The organism is Vibrio sp. Vf1514 (genome assembly GCF_052076135.1).
Lineage (GTDB): Bacteria > Pseudomonadota > Gammaproteobacteria > Enterobacterales > Vibrionaceae > Vibrio > Vibrio furnissii.
In genome coordinates this window covers 845,939-860,593 of record NZ_CP197267.1, presented here as the reverse complement: position 1 = coordinate 860,593, position 14,655 = coordinate 845,939, and the positions used below count along the sequence as shown (strand labels likewise).

General features: G+C 48.0%; 11 protein-coding genes. 7 read left to right on the top strand and 4 right to left on the bottom strand.

Translation table 11 applies throughout. The annotated features are described in order from the left end of the window. The first annotated feature begins 452 nt into the window (after positions 1-452). From nagA to asnB, 4 genes are all read left to right on the top strand, one after another. Entirely contained in the window at positions 453-1,589 is a 1,137-nt protein-coding gene (gene nagA, locus ACS18Q_RS04050; RefSeq protein WP_014205537.1) for an N-acetylglucosamine-6-phosphate deacetylase, read from the top strand. 2 nt (positions 1,590-1,591) lie between these two features. Next, positions 1,592-2,806 (top strand): DNA-binding transcriptional regulator NagC, encoded by a 1,215-nt coding sequence (nagC, locus tag ACS18Q_RS04045; protein ID WP_004726668.1) that lies wholly within the window; start codon positions 1,592-1,594, stop codon positions 2,804-2,806. Between the two features lie 81 nt (positions 2,807-2,887). Continuing rightward, positions 2,888-4,474: a cation:proton antiporter family protein gene (locus ACS18Q_RS04040; protein WP_004726669.1), complete on the top strand. Its 1,587-nt coding sequence runs from the start codon at positions 2,888-2,890 to the stop codon at positions 4,472-4,474. Between the two features lie 218 nt (positions 4,475-4,692). Then, a complete protein-coding gene (asnB, locus tag ACS18Q_RS04035; RefSeq protein ID WP_441257410.1) occupies positions 4,693-6,357 on the top strand; it encodes an asparagine synthase B in 1,665 nt (554 codons plus the stop codon). A 106-nt stretch (positions 6,358-6,463) separates the two neighbouring features. Here asnB and rfaH read toward each other — a convergent pair whose 3' ends face one another. Continuing rightward, positions 6,464-6,964, bottom strand: coding sequence for a transcription/translation regulatory transformer protein RfaH (gene rfaH, locus ACS18Q_RS04030; protein ID WP_041942600.1), 501 nt, complete (start codon positions 6,962-6,964; stop codon positions 6,464-6,466). Between the two features lie 401 nt (positions 6,965-7,365). Between rfaH and dtpA the strand changes: the two genes are divergently transcribed. Continuing rightward, entirely contained in the window at positions 7,366-8,853 is a 1,488-nt protein-coding gene (dtpA, locus tag ACS18Q_RS04025) for a dipeptide/tripeptide permease DtpA (protein ID WP_014205540.1), read from the top strand. Positions 8,854-8,930: 77 nt separating this feature from the next. Here the strand turns inward: dtpA and hemH are convergent, their stop codons facing one another. The 3 genes from hemH to htpG all read right to left on the bottom strand — a co-directional run bounded on the left by hemH (position 8,931) and on the right by htpG (position 12,957). Next, a complete protein-coding gene (hemH, locus tag ACS18Q_RS04020) occupies positions 8,931-9,893 on the bottom strand; it encodes a ferrochelatase (RefSeq protein WP_441257409.1) in 963 nt (320 codons plus the stop codon). 200 nt (positions 9,894-10,093) lie between these two features. Further along, entirely contained in the window at positions 10,094-10,738 is a 645-nt protein-coding gene (gene adk, locus ACS18Q_RS04015) for an adenylate kinase (RefSeq protein ID WP_004726675.1), read from the bottom strand. Positions 10,739-11,049: 311 nt separating this feature from the next. Beyond that, positions 11,050-12,957 (bottom strand): molecular chaperone HtpG, encoded by a 1,908-nt coding sequence (htpG, locus tag ACS18Q_RS04010; RefSeq protein ID WP_441257408.1) that lies wholly within the window; start codon positions 12,955-12,957, stop codon positions 11,050-11,052. Positions 12,958-13,236: 279 nt separating this feature from the next. Between htpG and ACS18Q_RS04005 the strand changes: the two genes are divergently transcribed. Together ACS18Q_RS04005 and ACS18Q_RS04000 are read left to right on the top strand one after the other, a co-directional pair. Next, complete coding sequence (locus ACS18Q_RS04005) at positions 13,237-14,100, top strand: winged helix-turn-helix domain-containing protein (RefSeq protein WP_441257407.1); 864 nt, start codon at positions 13,237-13,239, stop codon at positions 14,098-14,100. A gap of 11 nt (positions 14,101-14,111) precedes the next feature. Continuing rightward, positions 14,112-14,633, top strand: a complete 522-nt coding sequence (locus tag ACS18Q_RS04000) for a regulatory protein ToxS (protein WP_004726678.1) — start codon at positions 14,112-14,114, stop codon at positions 14,631-14,633. Positions 14,634-14,655: the final 22 nt, after the last annotated feature.

Sequence of the window (14,655 nt, the reverse complement as noted above, 5' to 3'; positions counted from 1 at the left end):
TTATTGGACTGGACGACTTATTTTAGTCGCTCAATTTAGTCAGGCTCAGTTTATGATATTAATTTTGCTCCGCAAATTAAAAGCTTATCAATTGTGATCATAATCACCAGAAACGGCCAAAAAACGACTATTTTGCTAGCGAGATCATAAAACTTATTTTACAATATAAAAAAACGAAAATTTAACGATACTATCTTCAGCATTGTTACTCTAAAGATTGAAACGCTCAATCGATGCTCAGTTGTCATTTTGAACGTGCTCGCAGTTGAAAGCCATTGAGTAATAATGCTGTTTAACACTTATTTTTAGCCACGACATTTGTGGACGTTGGCCCGAAAGATAATTCGCGACCTAATTGAAGTCAGCAAAGTAAGTTCTGCCCAATCACTGCTTCGCTGCCAAACCGTCGCCAAGTAAATTGATAAAATCTCGATAGATAAGGATTCGCTGATATGTACGCGCTAACTAACTGCAAAATCTACACAGGTAACGACGTGTTAAGTGGACATGCTGTCATTGTGGATGGCGACTTGATTCAAGCTGTGTGCCCCGTCGAGCAACTGCCGGAAAATGTGAAAACCGTTGACCTGAATGGCGCGAACGTGAGCCCAGGTTTTATCGACGTGCAATTGAATGGCTGTGGTGGCGTCATGTTTAATGATGAAATTACCGCAGACACGATTCAAATCATGCATGAAGCGAACCTTAAATCAGGCTGCACCAGCTTCCTTCCAACGCTGATCACCTCATCTGACGAAAACATGCGTCAAGCGATCGCCGCCCAACGTGAATATCAGCAAAAATATAACAACCAATCCTTGGGTCTGCACCTGGAAGGTCCTTATCTGAACGTGATGAAAAAAGGCATCCATTGTGTCGACTTCATCCGCACTTCTGACGATGCCATGATCGATTTCATTTGTGACAACAGTGATGTGGTCACCAAAGTGACACTGGCACCAGAGAACAACAAAGCAGAACACATCGCGAAATTGGCGAAGGCTGGCATCATTGTCTCGATCGGCCACACCAACGCGACCTACGCCGAAGCGCGCCAAGGTTTCGAAGCGGGCATCACCTTCGCAACGCATCTCTTCAACGCAATGACCCCAATGGTTGGCCGTGAGCCGGGCGTCGTGGGTGCTATTTACGATACGCAAGATGTCTACACCGGTGTGATTGCTGATGGCTTCCACGTGGATTACGCCAACATTCGAATCGCGCACAAAATTAAGGGCGAAAAGCTCGTATTAGTGACCGATGCCACAGCTCCTGCAGGTGCTGAAATGGATTACTTTATTTTTGTCGGTAAGAAAGTATATTACCGAGATGGCAAATGTGTCGACGAAAATGGCACACTTGGCGGCTCAGCCCTTACCATGATTGAAGCAGTTCAAAACACGGTTGAGCATGTCGGCATCGCTTTAGATGAAGCTCTACGGATGGCTACTCTGTATCCAGCGAAAGCAATTGGGGTTGATCACAAACTCGGTCGTGTCAAACAAGGCATGGTCGCCAACCTGACTGTTTTTGACCGTGACTTCAACGTAAAAGCGACTGTGGTTAACGGACAATACGAGCAAAAGTAAGAATGAATGGCGGACAAATAGGTAACGTAGATCTAGTTAAACAGCTAAATAGCGCAGCGGTTTATCGATTAATTGACCAACAAGGGCCAATTTCTCGAATCCAAGTTGCCGATGTGAGTCAGCTTGCGCCAGCCAGCGTGACCAAAATTACCCGCCAACTTCTGGAACGCGGCCTCATTAAAGAGGTCGCGCAACAAGCTTCTACGGGAGGACGCCGTGCGATCTCCCTGACGACGGAAGTGGAACCCTTTCACTCCGTCGCCGTACGTTTAGGGCGCGACTACATTCAGCTCAGCCTCTACAATTTGGGTGGCAAAGAGCTGGCTTCAGCGTCACACGAATTTCATTACACCCACCAGCCACAACTAATTGAAGGGCTGGTCACTCACCTAAAAGATTTCATTGAGCAGCAAAGCCAACTGATCGATCAACTGATCGCCATTGGTGTTGCGCTGCCCGGTCTGGTCAACCCAGAAAATGGCGTGGTGGAATACATTCCAAACGTCGACGTCGATGCCTTGGCACTGGGTGACATCATTCGCGATCACTTCCACGTGGAATGTTTCGTCGGCAACGACGTGCGCGGCATGGCACTCGCTGAACACTATTTTGGCGCTAGCCAAGACTGCCAAGACTCCATTTTGGTCAGCGTCCACCGCGGGACGGGGGCTGGGATCATCGTCAATGGCCAAGTGTTTCTAGGCTCCAACCGCAACGTTGGTGAAATCGGCCACATTCAAATCGATCCACTGGGCGAACAATGTCAATGCGGTAACTTTGGCTGTTTAGAAACAGTCGCCACCAACCCCGCCATCGTTGCGCGAGTCAAAAAGCTGATCGCCCAAGGATATGAATCCAGCCTTGCTGATTTAAAGACCATCACCATCGACGACATTTGCCAGCACGCCAATGCCGGCGATGAGCTGGCGAAACAAGCCTTAGTGCGTGTGGGCAACCAACTCGGTAAAGCCATTGCCATCACCATTAACCTGTTTAACCCACAGAAAGTCGTGATTGCCGGTGAAGTCACCGAATCACCAGACATCATTTTCCCGGCAATTTTGCGTAACGTGGAAAACCAATCGCTCAAAACATTCCATCGTCAATTGCCTATTGTGACCTCTCAAATCGATAAGCAACCGACCCTCGGTGCGTTTGCGATGATCAAGCGGGCGATGTTAAATGGCGTACTGTTGCAAAAATTGCTTGAAGATTAACCAAGCGAATGTTCTATAATATTGGGCCGTATCTCACTGATGATACGGCCCTTTTTTATTACATCAATTATAAGAAATATTATGGATTTGATTCTTATCTCTGCAGCGTTCATCGTCGGCTTTGTGGCGCTGAAATGCCACCTCCCACCCCTCGTCGGTTTCCTCATCGCAGGTTTTGGACTAAACCTGTATGGCTTCGAATCCAACGAGACCATCGCCCTGTTGGCCGATCTCGGCGTCACCCTGATGCTGTTTACCATCGGCCTGAAATTGGATGTAAAAACTCTGCTTGAGAAAGAGATTTGGGCAGGCGCCACCCTGCACAACATCGTCTCAACCGCTATCTTTACGTTGGCGTTACTCGCCTTCAAGTTCCTTGGCTTAGATAGCTTGGCATCCGTACCATTAAGCAGTTTATTGCTCCTGGGGTTTGCGCTCTCCTTCTCCAGTACCGTGTTTGCCGTGAAGTCATTGCAAGAAAAGGGCGAAATGAACTCCACCTACGGCACGTTGGCTATCGGTATTTTGGTGATGCAGGACATCTTTGCGGTGGTTTTCTTAACCGCTTCAACTGGGAAGCTCCCTGAATGGTACGCGATTGGCTTGTTTATCCTGCCATTTTTGCGCCCACTCTTCTTTGAATTGCTTGATTGGGTTGGCCACGGCGAAATGCTGATTCTGTTTGGCATTTTCCTCGCGTTGGTCGTCGGCGCAGGCTCCTTTGAACTGGTCGGAATGAAACCAGATCTAGGTGCCTTGATCCTTGGTATGATGCTGGCGAAGCATCGTAAGTCTTCTGAGCTATCAAAAGCACTCTTCAATCTCAAAGAACTCTTTCTGGTGTGCTTTTTCCTCAATATTGGCCTGTCCGAAGAGCCGACCGCAACTGGGTTTATGCTGGCGCTGTTGCTGCTGATTTTGCTCCCCATCAAGGGCGCGATCTATTTCTGGGTGATCAACAAATTCCATTTTCGCGTACGCACCTCGCTACTTGCATCTCTGTCGCTGTTTAACTTCAGCGAATTTGGCCTCATCGTTGGTGGGCTGGCATTTAAGATGGGTTGGATCCCCGGTGATATTCTGGTTGCTTTGGCGATTTCCGTACCCCTGTCGTTTATTTTGGCCGCCCCGCTGGGCCGTAAAGGCCACGCGATTTATCAGCACTCCTCTCAATGGTTCCAAGAACAGCTGCCAGAAGAACTCAATCAGCGCGACAAACTGATCAATCCAGGCAACGCCCAAGTGTTGATTTTAGGCATGGGGCGTATCGGAACCGGCGCCTATGAAGAACTACGTCATCGCTATGGTCATATTTGTCTTGGCATTGAACTGCGAGAAGAGGCTGCCAGCGGCCATCGCGATGAAGGCCGCAACGTGATCAGCGGCGATGCCACAGATCCAGATTTTTGGGAGCGCATTTTAGATACCGGACAGGTCAAAATGATTCTGCTCGCCATGCCGCACCACCAAGCCAACCAGATCGCCTTGTCCTTGGTGAAAAAGCGCCAGTTTAAAGGCCAAATTGCAGCCATTGCTGAATATCCAGATCAAATGGACAACTTAATTGAAGAAGGCGCTCATGCCGCGTTCAACATTTATAGTGAGGCGGGCACGGGCTTCGCACGCCACGTCTGTGAACAGCTCAAACCTACCTTTATTCGCTATTAATCAAACACAAACAGGGGCTTCGGCCCCTGTTCTTCTTTGTCTTTCGCTTATATTTACGCCAGAAACTAGAAAACATTCACTCATTTATGGTTATTTTTAAATAATATTTAATAGACAACGATTTCTTTAAATTTTTTAATAGTTATGGGTTGCCTTTTTTAATCAAAATGGCAAATTGGAGTCATCTGATTAAAACTCGTCTAATTAAGGAAAGTTGTATGTGTTCTATCTTTGGCATTTTAGACATTAAAAGTGACGCCGCCGCACTTCGCCCTGTGGCTTTGGAAATGTCTAAAAAACTTCGTCACCGTGGCCCGGACTGGTCAGGTATCTACACATCAGACCGCGCGATTCTTGCTCACGAACGTCTGGCTATCGTAGGCCTGAATAGCGGCGCGCAGCCTCTGTACAGCCCAGATAGAAAACTCATCCTTGCTGTGAATGGCGAGATTTACAACCACAAAGAGATTCGTGCACGTTACGCGGGCAAATACGAGTTCCAAACCGATTCAGACTGTGAAGTGATTCTGGCCCTGTATCAAGATAAAGGTGCTGACCTTTTAGAAGAGTTGAACGGTATTTTCGCTTTCGTTCTCTACGATGAAGAAAAAGACGAGTATCTGATCGGCCGCGACCACATTGGGATTATTCCGCTGTACCAAGGCCACGACGAGCACGGCAACTACTACGTCGCATCCGAGATGAAAGCACTGGTTCCGGTTTGTAAAACCATCAGCGAATTTCCTCCAGGTTGTTCATTCAGTTCGAAAGATGCAGAACCAACGCGTTACTACACCCGTGATTGGTACGAATTCGATGCGGTGAAAGACAACGTCACCAGCAAAGAAGAACTGACCAAAGCATTGGAAGATGCGGTGAAGCGTCAATTGATGACTGACGTACCTTACGGTGTTTTGTTGTCAGGTGGCTTGGACTCATCCATTACCTCTGCGATTGCAAAACGCTTTGCGGCGATGCGTATTGAAGATGACGAGAAATCAGCGGCCTGGTGGCCACAATTGCACTCGTTTGCCATTGGCTTGGAAGGCGCACCCGATCTGAAAGCGGCACGTGAAGTCGCAGACAAACTGGGCACGGTTCACCACGAGATGACCTACACCGTCCAAGAAGGTCTGGATGCGATTCGCGACGTGATTTACCACATCGAAACGTACGACGTGACCACGATTCGCGCATCCACGCCGATGTTCCTGATGGGGCGTAAGATCAAAGCGATGGGGATCAAAATGGTTCTTTCTGGCGAAGGCGCGGATGAAATCTTCGGAGGCTACCTGTACTTCCACAAAGCACCAAACGCAAAAGAGTTCCACGAAGAGACAGTACGTAAACTGTTGGCTTTGAACATGTTCGACTGTGCTCGTGCGAACAAATCTCTCGCAGCTTGGGGCGTTGAAGGTCGCGTCCCATTCCTTGACAAAGAGTTCATTGATGTCGCAATGCGTCTCAACCCAGCAGACAAAATGTGCGGTAACGGGAAGATGGAAAAACACGTGCTGCGTGAATGCTTCCAACACTACCTGCCAGACTCCATCGCATGGCGTCAAAAAGAGCAGTTCTCTGACGGCGTTGGCTACAACTGGATTGACACACTAAAAGCAACCGCAGAAGCGAAAGTCACTGACCAGCAAATGGAAACGGCGAAATTCCGTTTCCCTTACAACACGCCAACCACCAAAGAAGGTTACGTGTACCGTGAGATTTTTGAAGAACTATTCCCGCTGGAATCAGCAGCGCGCTGTGTCCCTGGCGGCCCTTCAGTGGCTTGCTCGTCCGCAAAAGCCATTGAGTGGGATGAATCATTCCAAAACTGCATCGACCCATCAGGCCGCGCAGTCAAAGCGGTTCACAACGAAGCATACTAACTGAACGCAAACCATCACGAAAAAGGCGCATCAAGCGCCTTTTTTCATATTTTTCACATTTTTCATCTGCCATGATCGTGCGCAGGAAGCTCACTGAACCTACGTTTCAATCATTGAGATCCAAGTGCTTATTCTCAATACTCATCGGAACAGATTGGCTGAGCATTTTCACCAGCATAATCGAACGCGTTTCGCCATCAGGCTGTTGATAAATCGCCTTCAAACCACAAAACTGACCACTCTTGACTTCGACTTCCTGCCCGCGAACCGGCATTTTCGCATCAGAGACGTCATCAAGATGTGTACTGAGCTGTTTCAGCTCGTAAATCAAATCCCCTTGCAACTCCTTCGGCTCGGCACCAAAACGGATGAAGTCGGTCACACCTCGTGTCGAGCGCACCGTGGTAAAAGTCGGCCCCTGATTAAAATCAAAACGCACAAACATATAAGAGGGAAACAACGGTTCTTTGACCATTTGGCGTTTTCCGCGCAATATCTTTTCCACCTCAATTTCAGGATAAAAGCATTCAACCCCTTGATTCTCAAGGTGTGCTTTCGCTCTGCGCTGTTCTCCTCGTTTACAATACAGCAAATACCAACGTTTCATTTTCCATCAACTCTTTTCTAATCCAGCAGCCATTCTTGGGCAAAATGAGCTGCATAAAATCCACTTCGAGATCTGTAACATGCATAACGCAAATTGTAACCAATTATGAAAAATTAGATTTCACAAACAATTAACGCATTTCCATTTGATCAATGTCTTGTTTTTCAATCAGTTATAACAATAAGTTTAATAAACAACCAAATCGTCCTATTGCAGGCTTATCACCTTGGATGTATACGTAACTGCCGAATAAAAAACCTTAATGCATTGCATTAACCAAAATAATACTCTTAACGAGAATTTATAACATACAACCCGGCCTCGTCAGGCACATCGTATTCAATCACGGTCAACAGATCCGAACGTCACGCCGACACGGGTTAGATTACAGGAAGCTCTTTATGTCAGACTTGAATATATTCAAGCAACCTAAATCATTCTATCTGATTTTCTCTATCGAATTCTGGGAACGTTTCGGTTTTTACGGGATGCAAGCCATTCTGACCGTTTACCTCGTAAAAATCTTGGGAATGGATGAATCGTCGTCCTTTGTGCTGTTTGGTGCTTTTTCTGCGCTTGTGTATGGTTTCGTTGCAGCAGGCGGCTGGATTGGTGACAAAGTCATTGGGACCAAGCGTGCCATTACTTTAGGCGCAATTATCCTGATGGTTGGCTACGTGCTACTGGGCATTTCCACCTCTGGCGCGCATCTGGGCGGAAAAACGCTGATTTATGTCGCAATGGGCTTTATCACCGTGGGTAACGGCCTATTTAAAGCAAACCCATCGAGCTTACTGGCTAAAGTTTACCCTGAGAACGACCCTCGCCTTGATGGTGCCTTCACCATGTACTACATGGCCGTCAACCTCGGATCATTCTTCTCGATGATCATCACCCCGATTGTGGCTGAGCGTGCGGGTTACGGTTTGGCGTTTGGCGTCAGTGCGATTGGTCTCGCCATTACTGTGGTGAACTTCATGATCTGCCAACGCATGTTAAAAAATGTCGGCTCACCGGCTGACCTGAAACCAGTCAACAAAGGTTACCTGCTGGCGGTTGCAGTGGGTTCCGTGATTGTGAGCTTTGTCTGCAGCTACCTACTACAAAACTTGATGCTGGCACACGCCATTCTGGTTGTGGCAGGTCTTATCATTGTGAGCTTCTACTTTAAAGAAGCGTTCTCGATTAGCGGCATCGAACGTCAGAAGATGTTGGTGGCCTTTATCCTGATGCTGCAAGGGATTGTGTTCTTCGTCCTGTACTTCCAAATGCCAACCTCACTGAACTTCTTTGCGATTCACAACGTGAGCCATGACATTTTCGGCATCAACGTCGAACCTGAGCAGTTCCAAGCGTTGAACCCATTCTGGATCATGCTGGCCAGCCCAGTATTGGCGATGGTGTACGGCCGATTGGGCGAACGCCTAGCAATGCCGTTCAAATTTGCTATCGGTATGGGCCTGTGTGCGCTGTCATTCCTGATCCTGTCTTGGGGCGCCAATTTTGCCAATGCCGAAGGCATCATCAGTTCAAACTGGCTGATCCTATGCTACGCCTTCCAATCTATCGGCGAACTGCTGGTTTCTGGTTTAGGCCTAGCCATGGTTGCTCAACTGGTTCCACAACGCATGATGGGCTTCGCGATGGGGATGTGGTTCCTGACTTCAGCCACTGCAGCGGTTATCGCAGGCTGGGTTGCAAGTTTGACGTCCGTACCGTCACACATTGCCTCATCAACAGAGTCACTGGCCATTTACAGTGACGTGTTTGGTAAGATTGGTTACGCAACAGCGATCATTACCGTGCTGACCTTCATCATTGCGCCAAAACTGACCAAGATTTGTCGCGGTGAAAACAGTGACGCGGTACTGGAAACAGCGCAAGCGTAATTGGCAATAAGACATGACGAAAAAGCCTCAGCAATCGCTGAGGCTTTTTTATGGGTCGAGAACCGCGTGATGCGATGCTAAAGCATCTCTTCCACCAGCGCCGCCATCATCTGAATGTGGCTTGCAGAATCGTTCAGACATTCGATGTAATGAAACGCTTCACCCCCAGCATGCAGGAAGATCTCCTGATTTTGTTCCGAAATTTCCTCGAGCGTTTCTAAACAATCGACAGAGAATGCCGGGCAGAGAATATCGAGTTTTTTGATCCCTTTCGCCGGTAAAGCTGCCATGGTTTTGTCCGTGTACGGCTGTAACCACTCTTCTTTCCCAAATTGAGATTGATAGGTCATCATCACCTGTTCGTCGCTCAGCCCCAACTCTGCGGCCAGCAGGCGCGTGGTCTCTGCACAGTGCTGCGGATACACATCGCCATTCTCAGCGTAACGTTGAGGAATGCCGTGATAAGAACACACTAACAAGTCGCCCTGCCCGTTTTGCTGCCATGAATAACGAACTTTTTCTGCCAACGCTTGGATGTACAGTGGATGATTATGGTAATCACGCACAAAATGCAATTCAGGCACCAAAGCAACGCGCTTCATTGCTTTGGCCAAACCATCAAACACCGCCGCGGTCGTGGTGCCGGAATACTGCGGATAGAGCGGTAATACAATGATCGATTCCACGCCCTGTTGTTGTAGCCGTTCAACGCCCTGTTGCAGGCTCGGCTCACCATAAGTCATCCCCAATTCAACCGGCTGATTGAGCAGTTGCGCCAATCCGGCTTGTTGCCGTTTGGAATACACCATCAACGGCGATCCCTCATCCATCCAAATGCTTTGGTACAGTTTGGCGACTTTGGGCGAACGAATGGGCAGAATGATGCCATGCAGAATTGGACACCATAACCAACGGCTCATGTCGACCACACGCGGGTCGTGAAGAAATTCACCAAGAAAGCGTTTAACCGCTGGCGCCGTCGGCGCGTCTGGGGTGCCGAGGTTGGCTAACAAGACACCGTATTTTTTGTTTTTTTGCATAGTTTCCTGTCGGATTGTTGTCATCGGCTGCGAGAGCATGCAGCAAAGAGGCGCACGGCTGAATCAGGCCGCGCATCACCTCATCATCAAAGGATGGTTCTTTTACGCGAACATCACGGAAAAAGTTCATAAAAAAAGCGACCTTACGGTCGCTTCACTATAACAAAATTATTGAAAATTTTGATAATAGGTATTGTCTATTATGCTAATGCCTTCTCGATATCAGCACTCACTTCAGCCACCTGTTTGGTGCCGTCAAATTTCAGGTAAGTCGTGTGACCTGCTGCCGCTTCTTTACCGTAGTATTCGATCAGCGGTGCAGTTTGAGTGTGGTAAACGTCCAGACGAGCACGAACCGTTTCTTCTTTGTCGTCATCACGAACCACAAGGTCTTCACCCGTGATATCGTCTTTACCTTCCACTTTTGGCGGGTTGTAAACCACGTGGTAAGTACGACCTGAGGCTAAGTGAGCACGACGGCCAGCCATGCGCTCAACGATCACATCGTCAGCCACATCGAATTCGATCACGTAGTCCACGTTGACACCCATTTCTTTCAGGCCATCCGCTTGTGGGATTGTGCGAGGGAAACCATCCAATAGGAAACCCTGTTTGCAATCTTCTTCAGCAATACGCTCTTTGATCAGGCCCAGAATGATTTCATCTGAAACAAGCTGACCCGCGTCGATAACAGCTTTAGCTTGTTTGCCTAGTTCTGTACCCGCTTTGATCGCCGCACGCAGCATGTCACCAGTAGAGATTTGCGGAATACCGTATTTCTCCATGATGAATTGAGCTTGTGTGCCTTTACCTGCACCTGGAGCACCTAGAAGAATGATGCGCATGTTTAATCCTCTTTAGAAATGATATTTATACCGAAGCTCACAGTTTCCCTCTGCTTCGAGACGGTAAGTTTCGGTATAAGGAGACCAATACAGTTTGCGCCGGCAAACTGGCGTGCAAAAATACACGGGTTGGTAGTGACATTCAAGTTTGCGATTCTATCATAGAAAATCGCCGTTCCGACGAAACTAAGACTAAAGAATGCCCACCTGAGCGAAATTTCTCAGCATTTGCACGAAAGAACGCGTCAGTTCACATCGTGCAAAACAAAGCCCAAGAAAAAAGCTCGCATGATGCGAGCTTTTTCATCGTGTTATTCCACCTTCGTCAAAAGCTGGTTGATGGCAGTAACAAACTGCGATGGATCTTCCATCGAGCCGCGTTCCGCCAACATTGCCTGACCGAGTAAAACTTCAACCCAACGACCAAACGCCGCTTGATCCGGCTCATCAGCCATGTGTTTAACCATCGCGTGCTCTGGGTTAATTTCCAGAATGTACTTCACTTCCGGTACCGCCTGACCCGCTGCCGCCAGCAGTTTGGCCATTTGCGTCCCCATTTCAAAGTCATCGGTGACCACAACGGCCGGCGTTGAAGCCAACTTGAATGTGGTGCGCACATCTTTCACTCGGTCGCCCAAGTAGGTTTTCACGCGCTCCACCACCGATTCAAATTCCTGTTCGGTTTCTTTGTGTTTCTCTTTTTCCGCTTCGTCTTCAAACTTGCTTAGATCCAAGCCCGCTTTGGTGATGGACTGGAACTGTTTGCCATCAAACTCGGTCAGGTAGTTCATCAACCACTCATCGATGCGATCGTACATCAGGATCACTTCAATGCCTTTGGCTTTAAACTGCTCCAAGTGCGGGCTGTTTTTCGCCGCGTTGTAGCTGTCGGCAGTAAGATAGTAAATTTTCTCTTGGCCTTCTTTCATGCGCTCAACATACGCACTCAAGCTCACATTTTGTTCGGCAGCATCGTTGTGGGTTGACGCAAAACGCAGCAAACCTGCGACTTTCTCACGATTGGCAAAATCTTCCGCCGGGCCTTCTTTTAGCACCATGCCGAACTCTTTCCAAAAGCCCAGATATTTCTCGGCATCGTTCGAGGCCATGCGTTCAAGCATGGTCAATACGCGCTTGGTGCACGCATTGCGCAGCGATTGCGTGATCTTGTTGTCTTGCAGAATTTCACGTGACACGTTGAGCGGCAAATCGTTCGAATCGATCAAGCCACGCACGAAACGCAGGTAAGACGGCATAAACTGTTCCGCGTCATCCATGATGAACACACGTTGCACATACAGTTTTAAACCATGTTTATGATCGCGGTTGTACATGTCCCACGGCGCTTTGGCGGGAATGTACAACAAGCTGGTGTAATCGTTTTTACCTTCGACTTTGTTGTGGCTCCACGCCAGTGGTTCTGCAAAGTCATGCGACACGTGTTTGTAGAACTCTTGGTACTCTTCATCGGTGATGTCAGATTTCGAACGCGTCCACAATGCCTGTGCTTTGTTGATCTGCTCCCATCGGGTCTCACCGGTCTCTTTCCCTTCGTCATCCAATACGTTGGATTGAATGTAAACCGGAATCCCGATGTGATCGGAGTACTTTGAAATCACATCACGTAAACGCCATTCGGACAGGAATTCTTTGCCTTCTTCACGCAGGTGCAAAATGATATCGGTCCCGCGTGATGCCTTAGAAATGGTCTCAATCGTGTACTCCCCTTCACCTTGAGAGAACCATTGCACGGCTTCATCGGTTGCTAAACCTGCGGCACGCGTGCGCACGGTGACGGCATCCGCCACGATGAATGCCGAGTAGAAACCCACCCCGAACTGACCAATCAGTTGCGAATCTTTAGACTGTTCTTCGGACAATTTTGAGAAAAATTCAGCCGTCCCCGACTTCGCAATCGTCCCCAGATGCTCAATGACATCGTCTCGGCTCATTCCGATACCGTTGTCAGAAATGGTGATGGTGTTGGCTTCGGCATCAAACGACAGTTTCACGCCCAAATCGGCATCACCGTCATACAATTCAGGGGCCGACAACGCTTGAAAACGCAACTTGTCCGCCGCGTCTGAGGCGTTAGATATCAACTCGCGCAGAAAGATTTCTTTGTTGGAATACAGCGAGTGAATCATCAGATGAAGTAGTTGCTTAACTTCAGATTGAAAACCACGCGTTTCTTTGTTTGTCATTGCAGTTTCGCTCATATTAGCTCCATAACATCAATTCAGTTCCCCATGTCAAACAACAAAAGGGGTTTGAGGAATATCGATTTGGTATTAACATGAGGTTCATGAATGTAAATTCAAGGTCAAAAACCATAAAAACACTGTTTTTTGTGTTTTTTTTGATTATCCTCTATCCGTATTTTTATCAAGGAAGATAAAAGCCCGTCAGTTCGAATCGTTTTTTAATTTGTCAACAAGGAAGATAATCTGGGTAGTTGATAGTCCAAGCGCTAATACTAATTAAAAAAGAAGATATCGATGAGTAACACAGGCACAAAGTTTATTCTTGCTGATAGATTTACTTTCGACCCAACGAGCAATTCGCTAGTAGACAAAGACGCTGATAACGAGAACGTTCGTCTTGGAAGTAATGAAAGCCGCATTCTATTAATGCTTTCTCAACGTCCAAATGAAGTCATTACTCGCAATGAACTTCACGATTTCGTGTGGCGTGAACAAGGCTTTGAAGTGGATGATTCCAGCCTCACTCAAGCCATTTCCACCCTGCGTAAAATGCTAAAAGATTCCACCAAGTCGCCTCAGTTCGTGAAAACGGTGCCAAAACGCGGCTATCAATTGATCGCCAAAGTGGAAGTTGTACAGCCGGACATCAGCAAAGACGCTGATCTCGAACCACAGCTGGCGGACGCAAACACGGTAACTACCCCGTCAGGTGACCAAAGCGCCATGATGTCGGATTTTATCATTCAACCGACCGCGACCGTCGCAGCGCCAGAAGTAACACCGGAGGCTCCCAAAACCAAGTTCGATTTGTACACCAAATTGATTTTACTGGTTGCGGTTATACTCCCCATTTGTGTCATTTTGTTTACCACGCCATCGCAATCGACATTTCGTCGTCTGGCGGTCTTTGACAATGTGGTGGTCAGCACCCCCATTAACCACCCAGACTTAACGTCTTGGTTGCCGCTCATTGAAAGCTGCGTGAAGAAATATGGCGAAATGCACACGGGCGAACTGGCTCCCAAGGAAGTCATCGCCACCGGTGGCCACAACGCCCAATTGGTGCTGAATTACATTCATGCTCCTCAATTCTCGGGTGAAAACATCACATTGAGAATCTTTGCTAACCAAGAAGACATCGCTAAGATCTGTCAATGAGGAACTCAACCATGACCCGTAAATTTGCCAGCATTTTGTTGCTCATTTCTGTTGCCTTCAGCGCTTGGTTCTACTGGGGCAGCGACATCAAACTGGAACAAGTTCTCTCGTCACGAGAATGGCAATCCAAGATGGTCACGCTGATTGAAAGCAAACATCAGAACCAATCGGTCGGCCCATTGCGCCGTGTTGATGTGGCGTCAAACGTCAAGTATTTGCCCAACGGCACGTACCTGCGTGTTTCCGTCGTCAAGCTGTACGCGGTGGATAAAACCGTCCCCGAAAATGTCATCAACATTTCCGAGTCTGGAGACTGGGACGTGAGTGCGAATTACCTGCTGGTCTCGCCAACCGAATTTAAAGATGTCTCTTCTGCGCAGAGCAAAGATTTTACGCAAGAGCAGCTCGATTTGATTACACAACTGTTTAAGATGGACTCCGAGCAGAGCCGCCGTGTCGACATCGTCAACGACAAGACATTGCTGCTGACCAGTTTGAATCACGGTTCAACAGTCCTGTTTGGAAATGGCTAAATAAAGGGGGCTGGTTCTCGTG

What these genes read in the sequence shown, in the direction of transcription:
- nagA (WP_014205537.1), top strand. Translation starts at nt 453, where the DNA reads ATGTACGCGCTAACTAACTGCAAAATCTACACAGGTAACGACGTGTTA.
- nagC (WP_004726668.1), top strand. Translation starts at nt 1,592, where the DNA reads ATGAATGGCGGACAAATAGGTAACGTAGATCTAGTTAAACAGCTAAAT.
- ACS18Q_RS04040 (WP_004726669.1), top strand. Translation starts at nt 2,888, where the DNA reads ATGGATTTGATTCTTATCTCTGCAGCGTTCATCGTCGGCTTTGTGGCG.
- asnB (WP_441257410.1), top strand. Translation starts at nt 4,693, where the DNA reads ATGTGTTCTATCTTTGGCATTTTAGACATTAAAAGTGACGCCGCCGCA.
- rfaH (WP_041942600.1), bottom strand. Translation starts at nt 6,964, where the DNA reads ATGAAACGTTGGTATTTGCTGTATTGTAAACGAGGAGAACAGCGCAGA.
- dtpA (WP_014205540.1), top strand. Translation starts at nt 7,366, where the DNA reads ATGTCAGACTTGAATATATTCAAGCAACCTAAATCATTCTATCTGATT.
- hemH (WP_441257409.1), bottom strand. Translation starts at nt 9,893, where the DNA reads ATGCAAAAAAACAAAAAATACGGTGTCTTGTTAGCCAACCTCGGCACC.
- adk (WP_004726675.1), bottom strand. Translation starts at nt 10,738, where the DNA reads ATGCGCATCATTCTTCTAGGTGCTCCAGGTGCAGGTAAAGGCACACAA.
- htpG (WP_441257408.1), bottom strand. Translation starts at nt 12,957, where the DNA reads ATGAGCGAAACTGCAATGACAAACAAAGAAACGCGTGGTTTTCAATCT.
- ACS18Q_RS04005 (WP_441257407.1), top strand. Translation starts at nt 13,237, where the DNA reads ATGAGTAACACAGGCACAAAGTTTATTCTTGCTGATAGATTTACTTTC.
- ACS18Q_RS04000 (WP_004726678.1), top strand. Translation starts at nt 14,112, where the DNA reads ATGACCCGTAAATTTGCCAGCATTTTGTTGCTCATTTCTGTTGCCTTC.